Here is a 16,719-nt window from a genome sequence, read left to right on the forward strand (position 1 = left end):
TTTCTCTGCCACCCGGTGCTAGCATGACTTCGTGGGTGCACAAACTTGTGCACAGCAGGGGGCGGCGCCGTGGATCACGACCTGGTACGGATCGGCGACAAGCTGGTCAGCCGGCGCCGGATTGCCCGGCAGGTCGACCGCATCCTGGAGATGCGGGCCAAGGGCATGTCGCAGCAGGACGTCGCCGCGCGGCTCGACCTCGACCGCACCTTCATCTCCCGCCTGGAGGCGCTGGGGGAGGTCCACAAGGGCCGGCGGATCGCGGTCGTCGGCTTCCCCCTGGCCAACAAGGACGAGCTGGAGGCCGTCTGCGAGGAGGAGGGCGTCGAGTTCACCCTCCTCATGACGGAGGCGGAGCGGCAGGAGTTCGTGCGGCGGCAAAGCGGCGCCGAGCTGGTCAACACCGTCATGGAGCTGGCGGCCCGGGCCCGGGAGTTCGACACGGTCGTGGTGCTCGGGTCGGACTACCGCGGCTCGGTGATCGAGGCGCTGGTCGGCAAGGACTGCATCCTGGTCGAGATCGGCAAGTCTCCGCTGGTGGCGGACGTGTACTACGACCCGGCCCAGCTGCGGGCGCTGCTGCGGGATATCCGTGGGAAGGGTGGCGCCGCGTGAAGCGCATCGTCAGCGTGTCGCTGGGCTCCTCGGCCCGCAACCACCGGGTGCAGGTGGAGATGCTGGGCGAGACCCTGGTCATCGAGCGGATCGGCACCGACGGCAGCAAGGAGAAGGCAATCGAGCTGATCCGCTCCCTGGACGGGCAGGTCGACGCCTTCGGCATGGGCGGCATTGACCTCTACGTCTGGGCGGGCAGGAAGCGGCTGGTGCTGCGCGATGCCCTGCCGATCGCCCGCGCTCCCAAGAAGACCCCCATCGTCGACGGCTCCGGGCTCAAGAACACGCTCGAGCGCCGGGTGGTCGAGTACCTGGCCCGGGAAGGGATCCTGCCCTTGCGGGGGATGCGGACGCTCCTGGTGTCGGGGGTCGACCGCTTCGGCATGGCCGAAGCCCTGGAGGCGGCCGGGGCGCGGGTGCTGTACGGCGACTTCTACTTCGTGCTGGGGATTCCCGTGCCGCTGCGGTCGTGGAAGCAGGTCGAGCGGGTGGGCGCGGTCCTCGGGCCGATCATCGTCCTGCTTCCCTTCGAATGGCTGTACCCGACCGGGGAGAAGCAGCACGAGACCACGCCGCGGTTCGAGCGCCTCTTCCGCGAGCACGAACTGATCGCCGGGGACTTCCACTTCATCCGCCGGTACATGCCCGCCGACCTCACGGGCAAGGTCATCCTCACGAACACGGTCACGGCACAGGACGTGGAGGACCTGCGCCGGCGGGGCGTGCGGATGCTCGTCACCACCACGCCGGAGCTGGGCGGGCGGTCCTTCGGCACCAATGTGATGGAGGCCGCCCTGGTGGCCCTTTCCGGGCGGCGGCCGGAGGACCTGCGGCCCGAGGATTACGAGGTGCTCCTCGACCGCCTCCAGCTGAGACCCCGCGTCGAGTATCTCGACCGGGGGGAGAGCGGTGAGCAAGGGGGGAACGGGCTTGGAACGCGGGCTGTACGCGTTCACGGTGCACCCGTTTGACGTATCCCGCATCCGCCGGAAGTGGCCGGGGCTCGGGCTGCTTCCCGAGCGGGCCGTGGAGGCGGTGATGCGCTGGGTACCGCCGTTTCCGTACCACGCGATCCCGCCGGTACAGACGCCACACGGTTCCGCCCAGGGCTGGCTGATCGGCATCCCCCTGACCGCCCGGCAGTGGAAGGAGCTGCCGGACGGGCTGCTGGTCGACCGGGTCGTCCGGGCCGCCCGCGTGGCGGCCCGCCTGGGGGCGAGGGTCATGGGGCTGGGCGCTTACTCGGCCCTCCCCGGCGGCGCCGGGGTGGAGGTGGCGCGGCGGTCTCCGATCGCCATCACCACGGGCAACAGCCTCACCGTGTGGGCCGCCCTGCAGGGCGCCCGGGAGGGGGCCCGGCTCATGGGGCACGACCTCGACCGCGCCGAGGTGGCCGTGGTCGGCGCCGGCGGGGCGATCGGCGCTGCGTGCGCGCGCATCCTGGCCCGGGAGGTGCGGCACCTGACCCTGATCGGTCCGCAGGTCGAGCGGCTCGAGCGCGTGGCGGAGCAGATCCGCCGCGAGACCGGGCTGGTGCCGGCGGTGTCCGACCAGGTCGAGCGGGCCCTGCCCCGCATGGACGTGGTCATCGCCGTTTCCAGCAGCGGCGGGGGCATCATCCGGCCGGAGATGCTGCGAGCGGGCGCCGTGGTCTGCGACGTGGCGATGCCCCGCGACGTCGACGAGCAGGTGGCCGCCGTGCGGGACGACGTCCTGGTGGTCGACGGCGGGCTCGTGCAGGTCCCTGTTCGCACCGGGCTGGAGGCGGACGGCTTCCCGCCCGGCACGGCGCCGGCCTGCCTGGCCGAGACGATGCTCCTGGCCCTCGAGGGCCGGTACGAGAATTTCACCCTGGGGCGCGACCTCACCGTGGAGCAGGTGGACGAGATGGCGCGGCTCGCCCAGCGCCACGGGTTCCGCCTGGCCGGCATCCGCAGCTTTCACCGGGCCGTGGACCCCGGTCAGGTCCGCCGCATCCGCGAGCGGGCGCAGGCCCGGCGCCGGCAGGAGGCCCTCCCCGTGTGACGTCGGGGACATGGTCAATCGCGGCGAAGCGCCACATACATTGGGACCACCCCGAGAGCGGTCGGGGTGGTTTTGTGTGGGGCACGCCGGCGAGGCCGCTTGCGGGGCGGGCCCCACCGATCAGGCAGGGATTGCCGGCCCGACGGCGAAATCGTCTAGCCGATACCATTTCACGCAACGCAGGACGGCGGGGGGTCGCGGTTCGAAGCGGGTGCCCCGGCTCCGGGCCAGGGGCCCACACGAAGGGGCGGATCGTCCGGTGGCAGAGAAAGAGGTCTACCTTTCCCGGGACGGGCTGAAGAAGCTGGAGCAGGAACTCGAGTACTTGAAGACGGTGCGCCGGCGCGAGATCGCCGAGCGGATCCGGCAGGCCCGGGAATACGGGGACATCGCCGAGAACTCCGAATACGAGGACGCCAAGAACGAGCAGGCGTTCATCGAGGGCCGCATCCTCCAGCTGGAGAAGACCCTGCGCAACGCCCGGATCCTCACCGAGAACGGTTCTCCCAGCGGGCGGGTCGGGCTCGGCAGCCGGGTGCGCATCCGGAACCTCGACCTCGGCGAGGAGGAGGAGTACCTCATCGTCGGCACCCTCGAGGCGAACCCGGCAGAGAACCGGATCTCGGACGAGTCCCCCGTCGGCCGGGCGATCATGGGGCAGAAGGTCGGCGCCATCGTGGAGGTCGACGCGCCCGCCGGGGCGATGCGGGTGCAGATCCTGGAGATCCACTGAGCCGGAGGCGGGTTGACGGGCCTGCGGGTGCGTGGTAGATTGGAGCGTGCGCCGGCCGGCAGTCCTGGCGCTTCCGCCTGCGGAGCAGGAGCGGCCGGTACGTTCGTGGGGTCGTAGCTCAGAGGGAGAGCGCCGCCCTTGCAAGGCGGAGGTCGTGGGTTCGAATCCCATCGGCTCCACCAGGTGAAAGGCAGTGCGCGGGGAAAGGCCAGGTCAGCGATACACCGCTGACCTGGCCTCTCGCGTCCGGTGTGCTACTTCGTGACGGTCAGCTTGCCCGTCATGCCCAGGTCCTTGTGGCCGGGCTGGGTGCACTCGATGGTGTACTCGCCTTCTTTCGTGATCTCGAACTCTTTCGTTACCGTCTGGTTTGGATTCACCGTAACTTTAACGTTCGCATCAGGAATGACAAAGTCGTGAATCTGTGTGCCCGTGTTCTGGAGCGTGACCTTAAACTTGCCCACCTTGCCCGTGAAGGTGTTGGGCTCGAACCTCATGTTGTCGGTGAGCTTGACGGTGCCCAGATCCGTGACGGAGCTGCTGGAGCCTCCGCCGCCGCAGCCCGCGACCAGGACGGCCACGGCCAGGGTCAGGACCAGGGCGGACAGGAGCCGCTTCACTACCCCCTCACTCCTCTGCTGCGCATGGATTTCCGTATCGGTTCGGCGCACCCGGACGCCCCGCCGGCGAGCCCGGAGACCGGCCTGTACGGAAGAGAGGGCCGGACGCGCCGACCACGCACCAAGGATAGCACGGGGGGTTTCGGAGCGCAAGCATTAAATAAACCGACAGAGTACACATCGGGCGCAGCGAGGGGGGGCTCGGGCGGCGGGCGGAATGCCGCCCTTTACCCTCGGCGCGCGTCCGGTCGGGGTAGGTCATACGCCCGACTATCACCCGGGAAACAATCGGTGAGGCGCCCTACCCGAGTAGGGTCTAGCTTCTACTTCTAGTAGGGTCCTATTTCTACTTAGAGAACCGATGGAATAACGAAGTATTGACACTAACATAGAAGGGAGCCGATACTACAATCACCAGCAAGTTGCCTCGGAGGGGTCACCGTGCGGCGTGCCCGGCAGGCGCCGGACGCCCCATTGCCCGCGAGCCGAGGAGGCGGACGCGGTGACGCACCCCTCCCACACCGAAGGCGGCCACGGACCCGTGCCGCGCTGGCTGCTTGTGGTCTACCTCGGCATCCGCACGTTCTTTGTGTATTACATCATCACCAACGTCTTCATTCACGGAACCCACCCCACGTACCGCTTCTGAAGCCCTTCCATGCCCGTTTTTCCCTGCCCTCCGGGTGGGGGGGGTTCCATCCCCGGTCGGATTGAATGCCCCTGTCCCTGCGGTTATAATGGGTGCGCGGTTCGAGTAGGCCTTTCCTACTGGTCGGGGTAGACCAAAGGCCCATTCGGATATCGACTCGGATATCGACCGGTCACGGGAGGTGGGCGCCTGGTGGGATTGTGGTCGAAGTTCAAGCAGACCACCCTCTATAAGTCGATCTATCGCAACGAGTACCCGGACACGCCGCGGAATCAGGTCCTTGTCATCCTGAACAGCGTGGTCCTGCACCTGCATCCGGTGAAGGTGCCCCGCCGGGCCATACGGGTGAGCTACACATGGGGGCTCGGCGGCCTGTCGCTTCTCATGTTCCTCATCCTCACGGTAACCGGCGTCTGGCTCATGTTCTACTACGTGCCCGCGGTACCGGACGCGTACTTCTCCGTGCAGGCCCTCGAAACCGACGTCATCTTCGGTATGTTTTCCCGCAACCTGCACCGCTGGGCCGCGCACGGCATGGTCCTCGCCGTGTGGCTGCACATGGCCCGGGTCTTCTACACCGGCGCCTACAAGCCTCCCCGGGACTTCAACTGGGCCATCGGCGTCGTGCTCTTCACCGTGACCGTGCTCCTCTCGTTCACCGGCTACCTCCTCCCGTGGGACCAGCTTGCCTACTGGGCGATCCAGGTCGGATCGAACATGGCGGGGTCCACGCCCTTCATCGGCAAGCAGGTCCGGTTCGTGCTCCTGGGTGGCTACGACATCGGCCTGCCCACCCTGGTGCGCTGGTACACGCTCCACGTGCTCCTGCTGCCGCTGGCGGCCATCGTCCTCATGGCGGTGCACTTCTGGCGCGTCCGCAAGGACGGCGGCATCTCCACCCCGATCCCCTATGAGGACGAAGAGGAAACCGCACCGGCGCCCGAGCCCCAGCCTCTGGGCGGCGCCGCCGACTGATCCGGCCGACCGGGCCGACTGAGTCGTAGGAGGAAAGCGGATGGCTCAGCCCACCCCCAAGTACCAGCAGGCAGGGCCCAAGGTGAAGCCGGCCGAGAAGGAGGAGATGGTTTACACCTGGCCCTACCTGGTGAGCATCGAGGCGATCATGGCGATCGCCATGACCCTCGCGCTCTCGCTCATGTCGATGTTCGTCAACGCGCCCTTGCTCGCCCTGGCCAACCCGGAGCAGACGCCGAACCCGGCGAAGGCGCCGTGGTACTTCCTGGGGCTGCAGGAGCTGCTCCTGCACATGCACCCGGCCCTGGCCGGCGTCATCGTGCCCGGCGCCGCCCTTCTCCTCCTGGCGATGATCCCTTACGTCGACCGGGACCGGCGGGGCACGGGGATCTGGTTCAGCACCCGCAAGGGGATTCCCATCACGATCTTCTCCTGGGTCTACACCTGGATCTGGGAACTGGTGCTCATCCTGATCGACGAGTTCTGGGTCACCAAGGACGCCGCCGGCCAGGAGATCAAGGGCATCGAGCGCCACCTCACCTTCTGGCTCAACGACCTCTTCCCCGGCATGGTGAAGATCGGCGTCGGCTGGGAGTGGCTCGGCAAGATCCTGCTTCCCAGCGGGCTGATGGTGGCGATCCCCTGGATCCTGGCCGAGATCGTCCGCCGGCGGTGGAAGGCCAACACGCGCGAGGTCATGATCGCGCTGGGGACGTTCTACTTCGCTTCCTTCGTCCTCCTCACCATCATCGGCACCGCCTTCCGAGGGCACAGCATGCTCCTCATGTGGCCGTGGGAGGTCACGCCGCCGGAGTGAGCGTGGCCCGGTGAAGCCGGGATCGAAGCTTGGGATAAATCAAGGCCGAGGTGAAGATGAAGTGAGCGTGAAGGAAAGGAAGGAAGCGGCGCCGCCGGCACCGGCGGTACCGGCCCGGGAGGCAGCACGCCCGGAGGTCACCCGCCGGCAGTTCCTGCGAAGCGGCATGTACGGGACGATCGGCCTGTTCGCTGCCCAGGCGCTGGTGGGAGCCGGGGTCATGCTCTGGCCGGCGAAGGTGTCCGGCTTCGGCGGGCGGGTGCTCGTTCCCAAGAAGCTCAGCGAACTGAGCCCGGACGACCCGCCGCTCAAGGTCCGGGAAGGGAAGTTCTACCTCTCCCGCCTGCCCGAGGGCGTCATCGCCCTGTACTGGAAGTGTCCGCACCTGGGCTGCACGGTTCCGTGGAACGAGAGCGAGAACCTGTTCCACTGCCCGTGCCACGGCTCCATCTACGAGAAGACCGGGCAGAACGTGGGTGGCCCGGCGCCGCGGCCCATGGACATCATGGCCATCGAGATCGACGGGGACAACATCTGGGTCGACACCGGCAAGATCACCCAGCGTCCGCGCCACCTGCCCGAACACGTGACGAAGGTCTAGAGGGGAGAAACGGAAGTGAGCCCCTGGTTCGGGATCCACGTCAGCGAATCCGTCGAGCTCCTCATCGTGTTTCTCCTCTTTCTCGGCACCCTGGTGGGTGTCTACTTCCTGCAGCGCTGGATCGGCGACTACTGAGACGTCCGCGGCTGCAGGCGGCGGACGCAGGCCAGCGGTAGGGAAAGGGGCACAACGCGTTGCGGAACCCGCGCAAGTACTTCGTGATCAGCGTCCTCTCCTTCGTCCTGGTCGCGCTGTTCATCGTGGCCGCGGTGCGGGAGGCCTGGCGGATGCCGGCCGCGCAGGCGCGCCAGGACCGGGAGTACGTCGAGCTCGGCGCCAAGCTGTACGCCCAGAACTGCATCCAGTGTCACGGTCCCTGGGGCGAGGGCGTCGTCGGGATGCCCCTGAACAGGAAGGAGAACCAGGGTCACCCGCTCGACCCCGCCTTCAAGGACCGCTACCAGTACCTCTACGACACCATCGCCAAGGGCCGGCCGGGCACGGTCACCACCCGCTGGGTGAAGGTGGAGGGCAAGCACTGGCTCTCTTACAGCCAGATGCCGCCGTGGCTCCGTGAGAACGGCGGGCCCATGGACGAGCACATGGTGAAGGCGCTCACGTACTTCATCATGCTCGGCAACATGCCGGTCGACCCCGACGACCCGAACAGCCCGGACTACTGGCACAGCATCGGCAGCAACGAGTTCCCTGTCCAGCAGCCCTTCTACGGTCAGAATCCGAAGGAGGACATCCCGAAGCTCCTGCCCAGGTCCCAGGGCCTGACCGAGGAGGAGATGAAGCAGGTTACCGCCCTGCTCGCCGACCTGCCGAAGAGCATGTGCCTGACCTGCCATACGATCGGCTCGGTCGGCGGCAAGGTCGGTCCGGACCTGACCAGGGCGGGCAGCTGGGGCTTCGACGCGGAGTTCCTGCGCCGGTGGATCTCCAACCCGCAGAAGGTGCCGAACGAGGAGCGCATGCCCATCTACTGGAGCGCGAACCGCCTCGGCACCGGGCCGGAGCCGGAGCTGAAGAACCCCGTCGTCTCCGGGATCAACAGCTACATGCCGGCGTTCGAGGGGAAGCTCTCCGATCAGGAGATGGACCTCATCATCCGCTACCTGCTGGGCCTGAAGTAGCCTGCGGGGGGCTGGCGGCGTGAGGTGGGGGACGGTCGCGCTGCTGGCCGGCGCGCTCGCTGCCGGCGCCCTGCTCCGGGCGGCCACCGCCGGCGCCACCCCGATGGCGCGGATGGCGGCGACGATCGGGCTGTTCGTGCTCGGGCTCGCCGGGAGCATTGTGCTGGCCCGCAGCCAGTTCCACGCCGGGCGCCGGCGGCTGGAGAGGGTCCTGGTGGGCCTCGGACCCGCCTTCGTGATCACCGACTGGGCCGGAGGGCGTCCGGCGCCGGAAGCGCCCGATTACGTGGTGGTGGGCCCGGCCGGGATCCTGGCGATCGTCCTCGATGACAGCCCGGCCGGGCGGTGGGCCGCCCGGCGGCTCGGCCGGGCCCGGGAGCGGGCGCAGCACGCGGCGGCGTGGGTCGCCGCCGTGGCGCGGGGGGAGCTGCCCGAGGGGGCGGTCGTGGAGCCGGTGGTCGCCCTGACCCGGCGGCCCGCCTCGCCTGCCGACCGCCAGGGCGCTGTCACGGTCCTGGAGCCCGAGGAGGCCGGGGCGTACGTCCGGCGCTTCGAGGAGCCGGAGCGGCTGGCCGCCGATCAGCGGATCCGGGTGACGCGGCGGCTGCGCCGGAGGGCCTGGGTCGGAACGCCACAGCGGCAGGGGCACGGCCGGCCCCGATGACGCCGGGCGCGGGAGCGCCGGGAGCTGCGGCAGAGGAGGAGTGCCGAGTGGCCCACTTCATCGACGAAAAGTGCATCGGGTGCACCGCGTGCGTGTCCGTCTGCCCCACGGAAGCGATCACGGGCGAGCGGAACAGCCTGCACGTGATCGACCCGAGGCTCTGCATCGATTGCAGCGCCTGCGTGCGTGTCTGCCCGGTGCTCGCGATCCAGGACGAGTTCGGCGTCTACAAGCCCCGCATCCCCAAGCGCGCCGACTGGCCCAAGCCGGTGGTCGACCCGGTGGCCTGCACGGGCTGCAACTTCTGCGTGGAGATCTGCCCGTTCGATTGCCTCGAGCTCTCCGGCGAGGGCGACTTCGCCGGGATCGCGGTGCTGACCAAGCCGAACGCCTGCGTATCCTGCCGGGAGTGCGAGGAGGTCTGCGCCAAGGGTGCGATCATCGTGATGCCGAAGGAAGAGAAGCACCCGGCGCTCGTGCTCGAGGGCCGCGCCTGAACGTGACGACGGGGACGGGACCGGCGTCGGGCCGGTCCCGTTCGTTCTTCCGGGGGTGAGCCGCGTGCCGGCCTACCGCGCCGTGCTGTTCGACCTGGACGGGACCCTCATCGACACGAACGACCTGATCCTGACGACCTTCCGGCACGTGCTGCGGGAGCAGCTCGGGCTCGAGGTGGAGCCCCGGGACCTGATCCCGTACTTCGGCGAGCCCCTTCGCACCACCGTGGCGCGCTTCGCGCCGCCGGAGCGGGTCGACGAGGTGGTGGCCGCGTACCGGGCGTACAACCACGCCCACCACGACCGGCTGGCGAGGCCGGTCCCCGGCATGGCCGAGGTGCTGGCCGCCCTGCGGGCGGCCGGCGTGCGCCTGGCCGTGACCACTTCCAAGCTCTCCGAGGGCGCCCGGCGGGGGCTCCGCCTCTTCGGGCTGGAACCGTTCTTCGAGGCGGTCGTCGGCCTGGAGGCCACGGCCCGCCACAAGCCCGACCCGGAGCCGGTGCTGCGGACGCTGGAGCGCCTCGGCCTCCCGGCCGGGCCGGACGTCCTCATGGTCGGGGACAGCCCGTACGACATCGAGTCCGGCCGGCGCGCCGGCGTCCGGACCGCGGCCGTGGCGTGGAGCCTGCACGACCGGGCCGAGCTACAGGCCCGGCAGCCGGACTACTGGGTCCGGACACCGGCGGAACTTGTTTCCCTGTGCCTGGGACCGGGAACTTTGTACAGCATGAAACCGTCCTAGCCTTTGGTGGTGTATCATGCAAACGCTTTACGTGGGCAGGATCTACACGCTGGCGGACGGCGACGTCGCCGGCCCGGTCGAGGCTCTGCTCACGGAGGGCAGCCGGGTGCGGGCGGCCGGCGCCCGCGCCGCGCTGGAGCCCGCTCTACGGCCGGGCGATCGGGTGGTCGACCTGGGAGGTGCCACCCTGATCCCCGGCTTCGTTGATGCCCACGTGCACCTGGTGCCCCATGGCTTCCGGCTCACGGACGTCGACCTGAGCGGCGCGCAGAGCCTCGCCGAGGCCGTCCGGCGGATCGCCGCCCGTCATGCCCGCCTCGCCCCGGGCCAGGCTCTGCGCGGCGGCGGGTGGAGCGCTGCCGGATGGGAGCGGCCGCCCACCCGGCACGACCTGGACGCGGTCTGCCCGGGCCGGCCGGTCGCTCTTTTCAGCCGGGACCTGCATACGATCTGGGTGAACTCCTACACGCTCGAGCGGGCAGGCATCACGCGCGACACGCCGGACCCGCCGGGGGGCCGTATCGAGCGGGACCCCGGGGGAGAGCCCACGGGGCTCCTGCGGGATGGTGCCATCCCCCCGGTGCTGGCGGCGCTGCCCGCGCGGGCCCCTGCCGAGCTCGAGGAAGCCCTGGCCGCCGCGGTCCGGGACGCGCTGGCCGGGGGCGTGACCGCGGTGGCCGACATGGCGGCGGACATCGCCGTGGACGACGTGGCCGCGTTCCGGGCCATGCAGTCCCTCGCCCGCCGCGGGGAACTGCCCCTGCGGGTGGTCAAGTACGTCCCGGAGGCGGCGCTCGACCGCCTGGCCGCCGCGGGCGTGGAGAGCGGGCTCGGCGACGACCGCCTGCGCCTGGGCGGCGTGAAGCTGTTCGCCGACGGCTCGCTCGGCTCCGCCACCGCCTGGATGCTGGCCGACTACGCGGACCGCCCCGGCTACCGCGGCGTGCCCGTGCACACCCCCGAGGAGCTCGACGATCGGGTGCGGCGGGCCGTGGCGGCCGGGCTGAACCTGGCCATCCACGCGATCGGCGACGCCGCGAACCGGGCGGTCCTGGATGCGCTGGCCCGCCACCGGCAGGCCTCCAAGGCCCGGGGGCTCCTGCACCGGATCGAGCACGCACAGCACCTCGACCCCGCCGACGTCGCCCGCTTCGGCGCGCTCGGGGTTGTGGCCTCCGTCCAGCCGGCCCACCTGCCCGGCGACCGCGACCTCGCCCTCCGCCACCTCGGCCCCGAGCGGGCGCGTACCTCCTTCGCCCTGGCCTCGCTGCGCCGGGCCGGGGCGCTCCTCGCCCTCGGTTCCGACGCGCCGGTGGTGCCCCTGCGTCCCCTCCAGGGCATCCACGCCGCCGTCTACCGCCGCCTGCCCGGCGAGGACCGCGCCTGGTTTCCCGAGGAGGCGCTCACCCCCCTCGAGGCCCTCCTCGCCGCGACCCTCTGGGCAGCCCGCGCCTGCGGCATCGGCGACCGGGCCGGCAGCCTGGCCCCCGGCAAGCTTGCGGACCTCACGGTGCTGAGCCGCGACGTCCTGAGCGGCCGTGAGGAGGACATCGTCGAGGCGGAGGTGCTCGCCACGGTGGTCGGCGGCCGCCTCGTCCACGGCGACCTCGCCTCCCGGCCTGTGTGAACCCGTTTCCCCGACCCGTCGCCCGGCCCCCGCTACCCTATGCCGGACCGTGACCGCATCGGAGGCAGCTCGCTCATGCGCAAGCGGATCGGATCGATAGCCGGCGCGCTCCTGGCGGTGAGCCTCACCGCGGGCGGCGCCGCGCTCCCACTGGGGGCCCCGCGGAGCACGAGCCCCGCCGCGGCGGCCGCCGGGCTGGCCGTGTCGGTGGCGGAGGCGGCGACCTCCCCGGGCGATCCTGCGGCCCCGCAGGGCGGGGCCGCGACCCAGCCTTCGGGGGCGTCCCGCTCCCCCCGCCTCCTGCGGGCCACGGTGCGCGGCATCTACCTGACGGGGAGGACGGCGTCCTCGGCGCAGCGGCTCGGCGAGCTCCTGGCCCTGGTCGACCGGACAGAGCTGAACGGCATGGTCATCGACGTCAAGAGCGACTGGGGGACGCTGACCTACCGTTCCGACGTGCCGCTGGCGATCGAGGCCGGGGCGGGGAAGGGCCCCATCGCCGACCTGAGGGCGCTGGTCACCCGGCTCAAGGAGCACGACGTGTACGCGATCGGCCGGGTCGTCACCTTCAAGGACAACTACCTGCCCCGCCATCGCCCCGACCTGGCGGTGCAGCGGGCCGGCGGCGGGCTGTGGCAGGACCGCAAGGGCATGACGTGGCTGAACCCGTACAAGAAGGAGGCCTGGGAGTACGTCATCAACGTGGCGAAGGAGGTGGCCGCGGCAGGCTTCGACGAGATCCAGTTCGATTACGTCCGCTTCCCCACCGACGGCGACGTCTCGCAGATCGTGTACCCCGGCCGGGACGGGCGGCGGCGGGAGCAGGTGATCGCCGACTTCCTCACCTACGCCCGGGAGCAGCTGGAGCCCCTCGGGGTCTGGGTCTCGGCCGACATCTTCGGCATCATGACGATGGCCACGGACGACCAGGGCATCGGTCAGCTGCTGGAAGAGGTCGCCCGCGGCCCGCACATCCTCTCGCCGATGGTCTACCCCAGCCACTACGGCCCGGGCAACTACGGCTTCGCGAACCCCAACGCCCACCCCTACGAGACGGTGTACCGGGCGCTCCAGGACGCCCACCGGCGGCTGGGGGAGAAGTTCCCGGACCTGATCATCCGCCCGTGGCTCCAGGACTTCACGCTCGGCCAGCCGCCCTACGGCGCGCGGGAGGTGCGGGCCCAGATCCGGGCGACCTACGACAGCGGTATCCAGGAATGGCTGCTCTGGAACGCGGCCAACGTGTACACGGAGGCGGCGCTCGGCCCCGCGGACGAGACGCCGCCCCTGCCGCCGCCCCGGATCATCGTCTGGGGAACCGCCCGCACCGCCGCCCGGGTCCGCCTGGAGGCGTACTGATGTGGAGACGGTCCCGGTGCCCCCGGTCGAGTGCCGGGGGTACCTTCATGGCCGGGCCGCATCGGTGCTGGCGTGCCCGCTGGCCCCGGTGAACTGGAACCCTCGCGCTAAAGGAGATTTCCCGGGCCGGGTCGAAGCAATCCGGACAGCGAGAAGAGTCAGCGGTGCGCCCCGGACGGAGGCGCTTTTCTACCCCCTGCCGGCCGCCGCAGGCCCCGGCACGCCGAGGCGTACCGCCCCGTGCGAAGGAGGCGTTCCCGTTGAGGCGATACCCCGTGGACAGATTGCGCAACCTGGCCCTCGTCGCCCACGGTGGAGCGGGGAAGACTTCGCTGGCCGAGGCCATGCTGTACGCCGCCGGGGCGATCGAGCGGCTGGGGCGCACCGACGAGGGCAACACCGTGATGGACTGGGAGCCGGAGGAGATCCGGCGTCGGGTCTCGATCAGCACGAGCGTCGCGCCGGTGGAGTGGCGCGATCATAAGCTGAATCTTCTGGACACACCGGGGTACTTCGACTTCGTCGGCGAGGTCAAGGCGGCGCTGCGGGTCGTCGAGAGCGCGCTGATCGTGGTGGACGCCGTCGCCGGCGTGGAGGTCGGCACGGAGCTGGTGTGGCGCCACGCCGCGGAGGCCGGGGTGGCGCGGGCGGTCGTCGTCAGCCGGATGGACCGCGAGAACGCGAACTGGAGCAAGGCGCTGGCCGGCCTGGAGGAAGCCTTCGGGCGGGCCGTCCTGCCGATCCAGATCCCGATCGGCCAGGAGGCCGGCTTCCGGGGCGTCGTCGACGTGCTCGGGCAGCGGGCCCTGGTCGGCGGCCTGCGCGACGTGAAGGAGGAGCCGGTCCCGGCCGAGCTGGAGAGCCAGGTGGCGGAGTTGCGGGAGCGGATCGCCGAGGCGGCCGCGGAGGCGGACGACGAGCTGACCCTCAAGTACCTGGAGGGCGAGCCGCTCACCGACGAGGAGATCCGCCGCGGCCTGCGGGCGGCGGTGGCGGCGGGGAAGGTCGTGCCGGTGCTGTGCGCCTCCGGGGTGAAGGGGCCGGGCGTGCGGGCGCTGCTGGACGTGATCGTCGACTTCCTCCCCTCCCCGGCCGACGCCGGCGCCGCCGTGGGCCGGGACCCCCGCACGGACAGGGAGGTCCGGCGGGAACCCCGGGAGGACGGCCCCCTGGCCGCGCTGGTGTTCAAGACGATCAGCGACCCCTTCGTCGGCCGCATGACCCTCTTCCGGGTGTACTCCGGCGTGCTGCGCCCCGACTCCCAGGTGTACAACGCGAGCAGGGGCAAGACCGAGCGGGTCGGTTCCGTGTACTCGCTCCGGGGCAAGCAGCAGGAGGCGGTCAGCGAGGTCGGCCCCGGCGACATCGGCATGGTCGCCAAGCTCCAGTTCACCGGCACCTTCGACACCCTGGCGGACGAGCAGAACCCCGTCGTGCTGCCCGCGCCGCCCATGCCCGAGCCCGTGTACTCGGTGGCGGTGCACCCCAGAAGCCGGGGCGACGAGGAGAAGATCAGCTCGGGGCTCCAGCGCCTGGCGGAGGAGGACCCCACCGTCAAGGTGGAGCGCAACCCCGTCACCGCCGAGACCATCGTCTCCGGCATGGGCGAGATGCACGTCGACGTCATGATGGAGCGCATGAAGCGCAAGTTCGGCGTCGAGGCGACCGTCACCACCCCGAAGGTGGCTTACAAGGAGACCATCCGCGGCACCGCCAGGGCCGAGCACAAGCACAAGAAGCAGACGGGCGGCCACGGGCAGTACGGCCACGTGATCATCGAGCTGGAGCCCCTTCTGGACGAGGGCAAGGACTACGAGTTCGTGGACAAGATCGTCCAGGGCCGCGTGCCGCAGCAGTACCGGCCGGCGGTCGACAAGGGCATCCGCGAGACCATGGCCGAGGGCGTCCTGGCCGGCTACCCGGTCCAGGGCGTGCGGGTGACCCTCCTCGACGGCTCCTACCACGAGGTCGACTCCTCGGAGATGGCCTTCAAGATCGCCGCCTCACAGGCGTTCAAGAAGGGGTTCATGTCCGCCCGGCCGATCCTCCTCGAGCCCATCCTCAACGTCGAGGTGTCGGTGCCGGAGAGCTACATGGGGGACATCATCGGTGACCTGAACAAGAAGCGCGGCCGGATCCTCGGCATGGAGCCCGGCCCGGACGGGACCCAGATCATCCGGGCCCAGGTGCCGCAGGCGGAGATGTTCAAGTACGCCATCGACCTGCGCTCGATCACCCAGGGCCGCGGCACCTTCAAGGCCGTCTTCGACCACTACGAGGAGGTCCCGGCGCCGATCGCCCAGCCGATCATCGAGGCGGCTCAGAAGGCCGCCGAGGCGGAGTGAGGGTAAGGCCGGAGGCGCGGAGGCCGCCCCCCGGATCCCACCGGGGGGCGGCCCGCGTTCCGGCCGGCGGACGGGTCCGCTCACCGGGAGGCGGCGAGGGCCGTCTCGATGCGCTCGAGCACCGGCGGGTGGGTGAACAGCACGGCCACGGTGAACGGGTGCGGGGCGACGTCGGCCAGGTTGCTGCGGGCAAGGCGCTTCTCCAGCTCGGCCATTCCCGGCCCGTCGCCGGTGAGGGCCAGGGCGAAGCGGTCCGCCTGGCGCTCGAAGGTGCGGCTCACGGCGTTCTGCACGGGCAGGGCGGCGAACGACGCCAGGGTGAGGAAGAGCACCAGCACGACCACGTGCGCCGGGTCGCCCGGCCGCCCCGGCGCCCCGGCCAGGAGGCGCTGGGCGAGCCAGAAGACGCCCGCGCTCCCCGCCGCCCCGAGGGCGATGCCCAGGTAGATGTGGTGCAGCCGCCAGTGCCCGAGCTCGTGGGCCAGCACGAGCAGGACCTGCCGGCGGTCGTACGATTGCAGCAGCGTGTCGTAGAGCACGATGCGGCGCGTGGCGCCGAAGCCGGTGAAGTAGGCGTTGACCCGCCGGGTCCGCCGGCTGGCGTCCATGACGAGGACCTCCCGCACCGGCACCCCGGCCCGGCGGGCGAGCTGCCGCGACTCGGCCGCCAGCTCCGCGTCGGCGACGGGGGTGAAGCGGTGGAAGAGGGGGTCGATGACCACCGGCCCCAGGAAGCTCGACAGGGCGAGGTACAGGGCGAAGCCGGCGGCCGCGGCCGCCCACCACCCCGCCGGCCAGCGGCGGATGGCGGCGAAGAGCGCAGCCAGGAGCGCCGAGCTAATCGCCAGCCCGATCAGGAGCGACTTGCCCAGGTCGGCCAGCCACAGCCCGACCGTCTGGGTGCTGAGGCCATAGCGGTGGTCGAGCACGAAGCGGGCGATCCCCGCCGGTAGCCCGGCGGCCGTGATGCCCACGGAGACGATCGCCCCGATCAGCACGGCGGCCAGCACGGGGCGGGGCCCCACGAGGCCGAGGAGCCAGCGCGCCAGCGCCCGGTCCCACCCGCGGGCGATCGTCCACACGAGGAGGGCGACCGGCAGGGCCTGGCCGGCGAGGAAGAGGAGGTAGCGGGCGCGGCTGTACGCCTTCGCCCGGACGAGGTACGCCGGGTCGAAGTGGCGCAGCGCCTCGGCCGGCGGTGCCCACGGAGCCAGGACGCCGATCAGCAGCAGGAGAGCCGTGAAGCCGGCCAGAAGGCCGGCTCCCCAGAGAATCCCGCGCGACTCGGCGGACACGGCATCGCCCCCCGGG

General features: G+C 70.7%; 17 protein-coding genes and 1 tRNA gene. 16 read left to right on the forward strand and 2 right to left on the reverse strand.

From position 1 onward, the window contains the following. Positions 1-69 precede the first annotated feature (69 nt). The 5 genes from caldi_RS15750 to caldi_RS15770 all read left to right on the forward strand — a co-directional run bounded on the left by caldi_RS15750 (position 70) and on the right by caldi_RS15770 (position 3,555). Positions 70-615 (forward strand): helix-turn-helix domain-containing protein, encoded by a 546-nt coding sequence (locus tag caldi_RS15750; protein WP_264842698.1) that lies wholly within the window; start codon positions 70-72, stop codon positions 613-615. Continuing rightward, positions 612-1,586 (forward strand): HAD family hydrolase, encoded by a 975-nt coding sequence (locus caldi_RS15755; RefSeq protein WP_264842699.1) that lies wholly within the window; start codon positions 612-614, stop codon positions 1,584-1,586. Before caldi_RS15750 ends, caldi_RS15755 begins: the two co-directional genes overlap by 4 nt. Further along, the gene (locus caldi_RS15760) at positions 1,546-2,640 is read left to right on the forward strand and encodes a shikimate dehydrogenase (RefSeq protein WP_264842700.1); all 1,095 of its coding nucleotides are present in this window, start codon (positions 1,546-1,548) and stop codon (positions 2,638-2,640) included. Before caldi_RS15755 ends, caldi_RS15760 begins: the two co-directional genes overlap by 41 nt. A gap of 259 nt (positions 2,641-2,899) precedes the next feature. Further along, positions 2,900-3,373, forward strand: a complete 474-nt coding sequence (gene greA, locus caldi_RS15765; protein WP_264842701.1) for a transcription elongation factor GreA — start codon at positions 2,900-2,902, stop codon at positions 3,371-3,373. Between the two features lie 107 nt (positions 3,374-3,480). Continuing rightward, positions 3,481-3,555 (forward strand) — tRNA-Ala (locus caldi_RS15770). 72 nt (positions 3,556-3,627) lie between these two features. On the opposite strand, the gene caldi_RS15775 is transcribed toward caldi_RS15770, so the two are convergent. Then, on the reverse strand, positions 3,628-3,993 hold the full coding sequence (locus caldi_RS15775; RefSeq protein WP_264842702.1) for a cupredoxin domain-containing protein: 366 nt from the start codon (positions 3,991-3,993) through the stop codon (positions 3,628-3,630). Positions 3,994-4,495: 502 nt separating this feature from the next. On the opposite strand from caldi_RS15775, the gene caldi_RS15780 reads away from it, so the two are divergent. The 11 genes from caldi_RS15780 (at position 4,496) to fusA (ending at position 15,408) form a co-directional block, all read left to right on the forward strand. Further along, entirely contained in the window at positions 4,496-4,642 is a 147-nt protein-coding gene (locus caldi_RS15780) for a hypothetical protein (RefSeq protein WP_264842703.1), read from the forward strand. A 192-nt stretch (positions 4,643-4,834) separates the two neighbouring features. After that, positions 4,835-5,617, forward strand: a complete 783-nt coding sequence (gene extP / locus caldi_RS15785; RefSeq protein ID WP_264842704.1) for a selenite/tellurite reduction operon b-type cytochrome ExtP — start codon at positions 4,835-4,837, stop codon at positions 5,615-5,617. Positions 5,618-5,657: 40 nt separating this feature from the next. Beyond that, positions 5,658-6,434 (forward strand): cytochrome b family protein, encoded by a 777-nt coding sequence (locus caldi_RS15790; protein ID WP_264842705.1) that lies wholly within the window; start codon positions 5,658-5,660, stop codon positions 6,432-6,434. 67 nt (positions 6,435-6,501) lie between these two features. Beyond that, complete coding sequence (locus caldi_RS15795; protein ID WP_264842706.1) at positions 6,502-7,035, forward strand: QcrA and Rieske domain-containing protein; 534 nt, start codon at positions 6,502-6,504, stop codon at positions 7,033-7,035. 194 nt (positions 7,036-7,229) lie between these two features. Next, a complete protein-coding gene (locus caldi_RS15800) occupies positions 7,230-8,174 on the forward strand; it encodes a c-type cytochrome (RefSeq protein ID WP_264842707.1) in 945 nt (314 codons plus the stop codon). Positions 8,175-8,193: 19 nt separating this feature from the next. Continuing rightward, on the forward strand, positions 8,194-8,838 hold the full coding sequence (locus caldi_RS15805) for a hypothetical protein (protein ID WP_264842708.1): 645 nt from the start codon (positions 8,194-8,196) through the stop codon (positions 8,836-8,838). 47 nt (positions 8,839-8,885) lie between these two features. Then, positions 8,886-9,335: a 4Fe-4S binding protein gene (locus caldi_RS15810; protein ID WP_264842709.1), complete on the forward strand. Its 450-nt coding sequence runs from the start codon at positions 8,886-8,888 to the stop codon at positions 9,333-9,335. A gap of 64 nt (positions 9,336-9,399) precedes the next feature. Continuing rightward, the gene (locus tag caldi_RS15815; protein WP_264842710.1) at positions 9,400-10,077 is read left to right on the forward strand and encodes an HAD family hydrolase; all 678 of its coding nucleotides are present in this window, start codon (positions 9,400-9,402) and stop codon (positions 10,075-10,077) included. A gap of 16 nt (positions 10,078-10,093) precedes the next feature. Further along, complete coding sequence (locus tag caldi_RS15820; protein ID WP_264842711.1) at positions 10,094-11,704, forward strand: amidohydrolase; 1,611 nt, start codon at positions 10,094-10,096, stop codon at positions 11,702-11,704. 75 nt (positions 11,705-11,779) lie between these two features. Further along, positions 11,780-13,063, forward strand: a complete 1,284-nt coding sequence (locus caldi_RS15825) for a putative glycoside hydrolase (RefSeq protein ID WP_264842712.1) — start codon at positions 11,780-11,782, stop codon at positions 13,061-13,063. A gap of 275 nt (positions 13,064-13,338) precedes the next feature. Next, the gene (fusA, locus tag caldi_RS15830) at positions 13,339-15,408 is read left to right on the forward strand and encodes an elongation factor G (protein ID WP_264842713.1); all 2,070 of its coding nucleotides are present in this window, start codon (positions 13,339-13,341) and stop codon (positions 15,406-15,408) included. A gap of 80 nt (positions 15,409-15,488) precedes the next feature. Here fusA and caldi_RS15835 read toward each other — a convergent pair whose 3' ends face one another. Further along, complete coding sequence (locus tag caldi_RS15835) at positions 15,489-16,703, reverse strand: M48 family metallopeptidase (RefSeq protein ID WP_264842714.1); 1,215 nt, start codon at positions 16,701-16,703, stop codon at positions 15,489-15,491. Positions 16,704-16,719 lie beyond the last annotated feature (16 nt).

Source organism: Caldinitratiruptor microaerophilus, from assembly GCF_025999835.1.
GTDB lineage: Bacteria > Bacillota > Sulfobacillia > Symbiobacteriales > ZC4RG38 > Caldinitratiruptor > Caldinitratiruptor microaerophilus.

Bases quoted from the DNA above. Each gene is read 5' to 3' on its own strand.
- caldi_RS15790 (WP_264842705.1), top strand. From the start codon at position 5,658: ATGGCTCAGCCCACCCCCAAGTACCAGCAGGCAGGGCCCAAGGTGAAG.
- caldi_RS15820 (WP_264842711.1), top strand. From the start codon at position 10,094: ATGCAAACGCTTTACGTGGGCAGGATCTACACGCTGGCGGACGGCGAC.
- caldi_RS15825 (WP_264842712.1), top strand. From the start codon at position 11,780: ATGCGCAAGCGGATCGGATCGATAGCCGGCGCGCTCCTGGCGGTGAGC.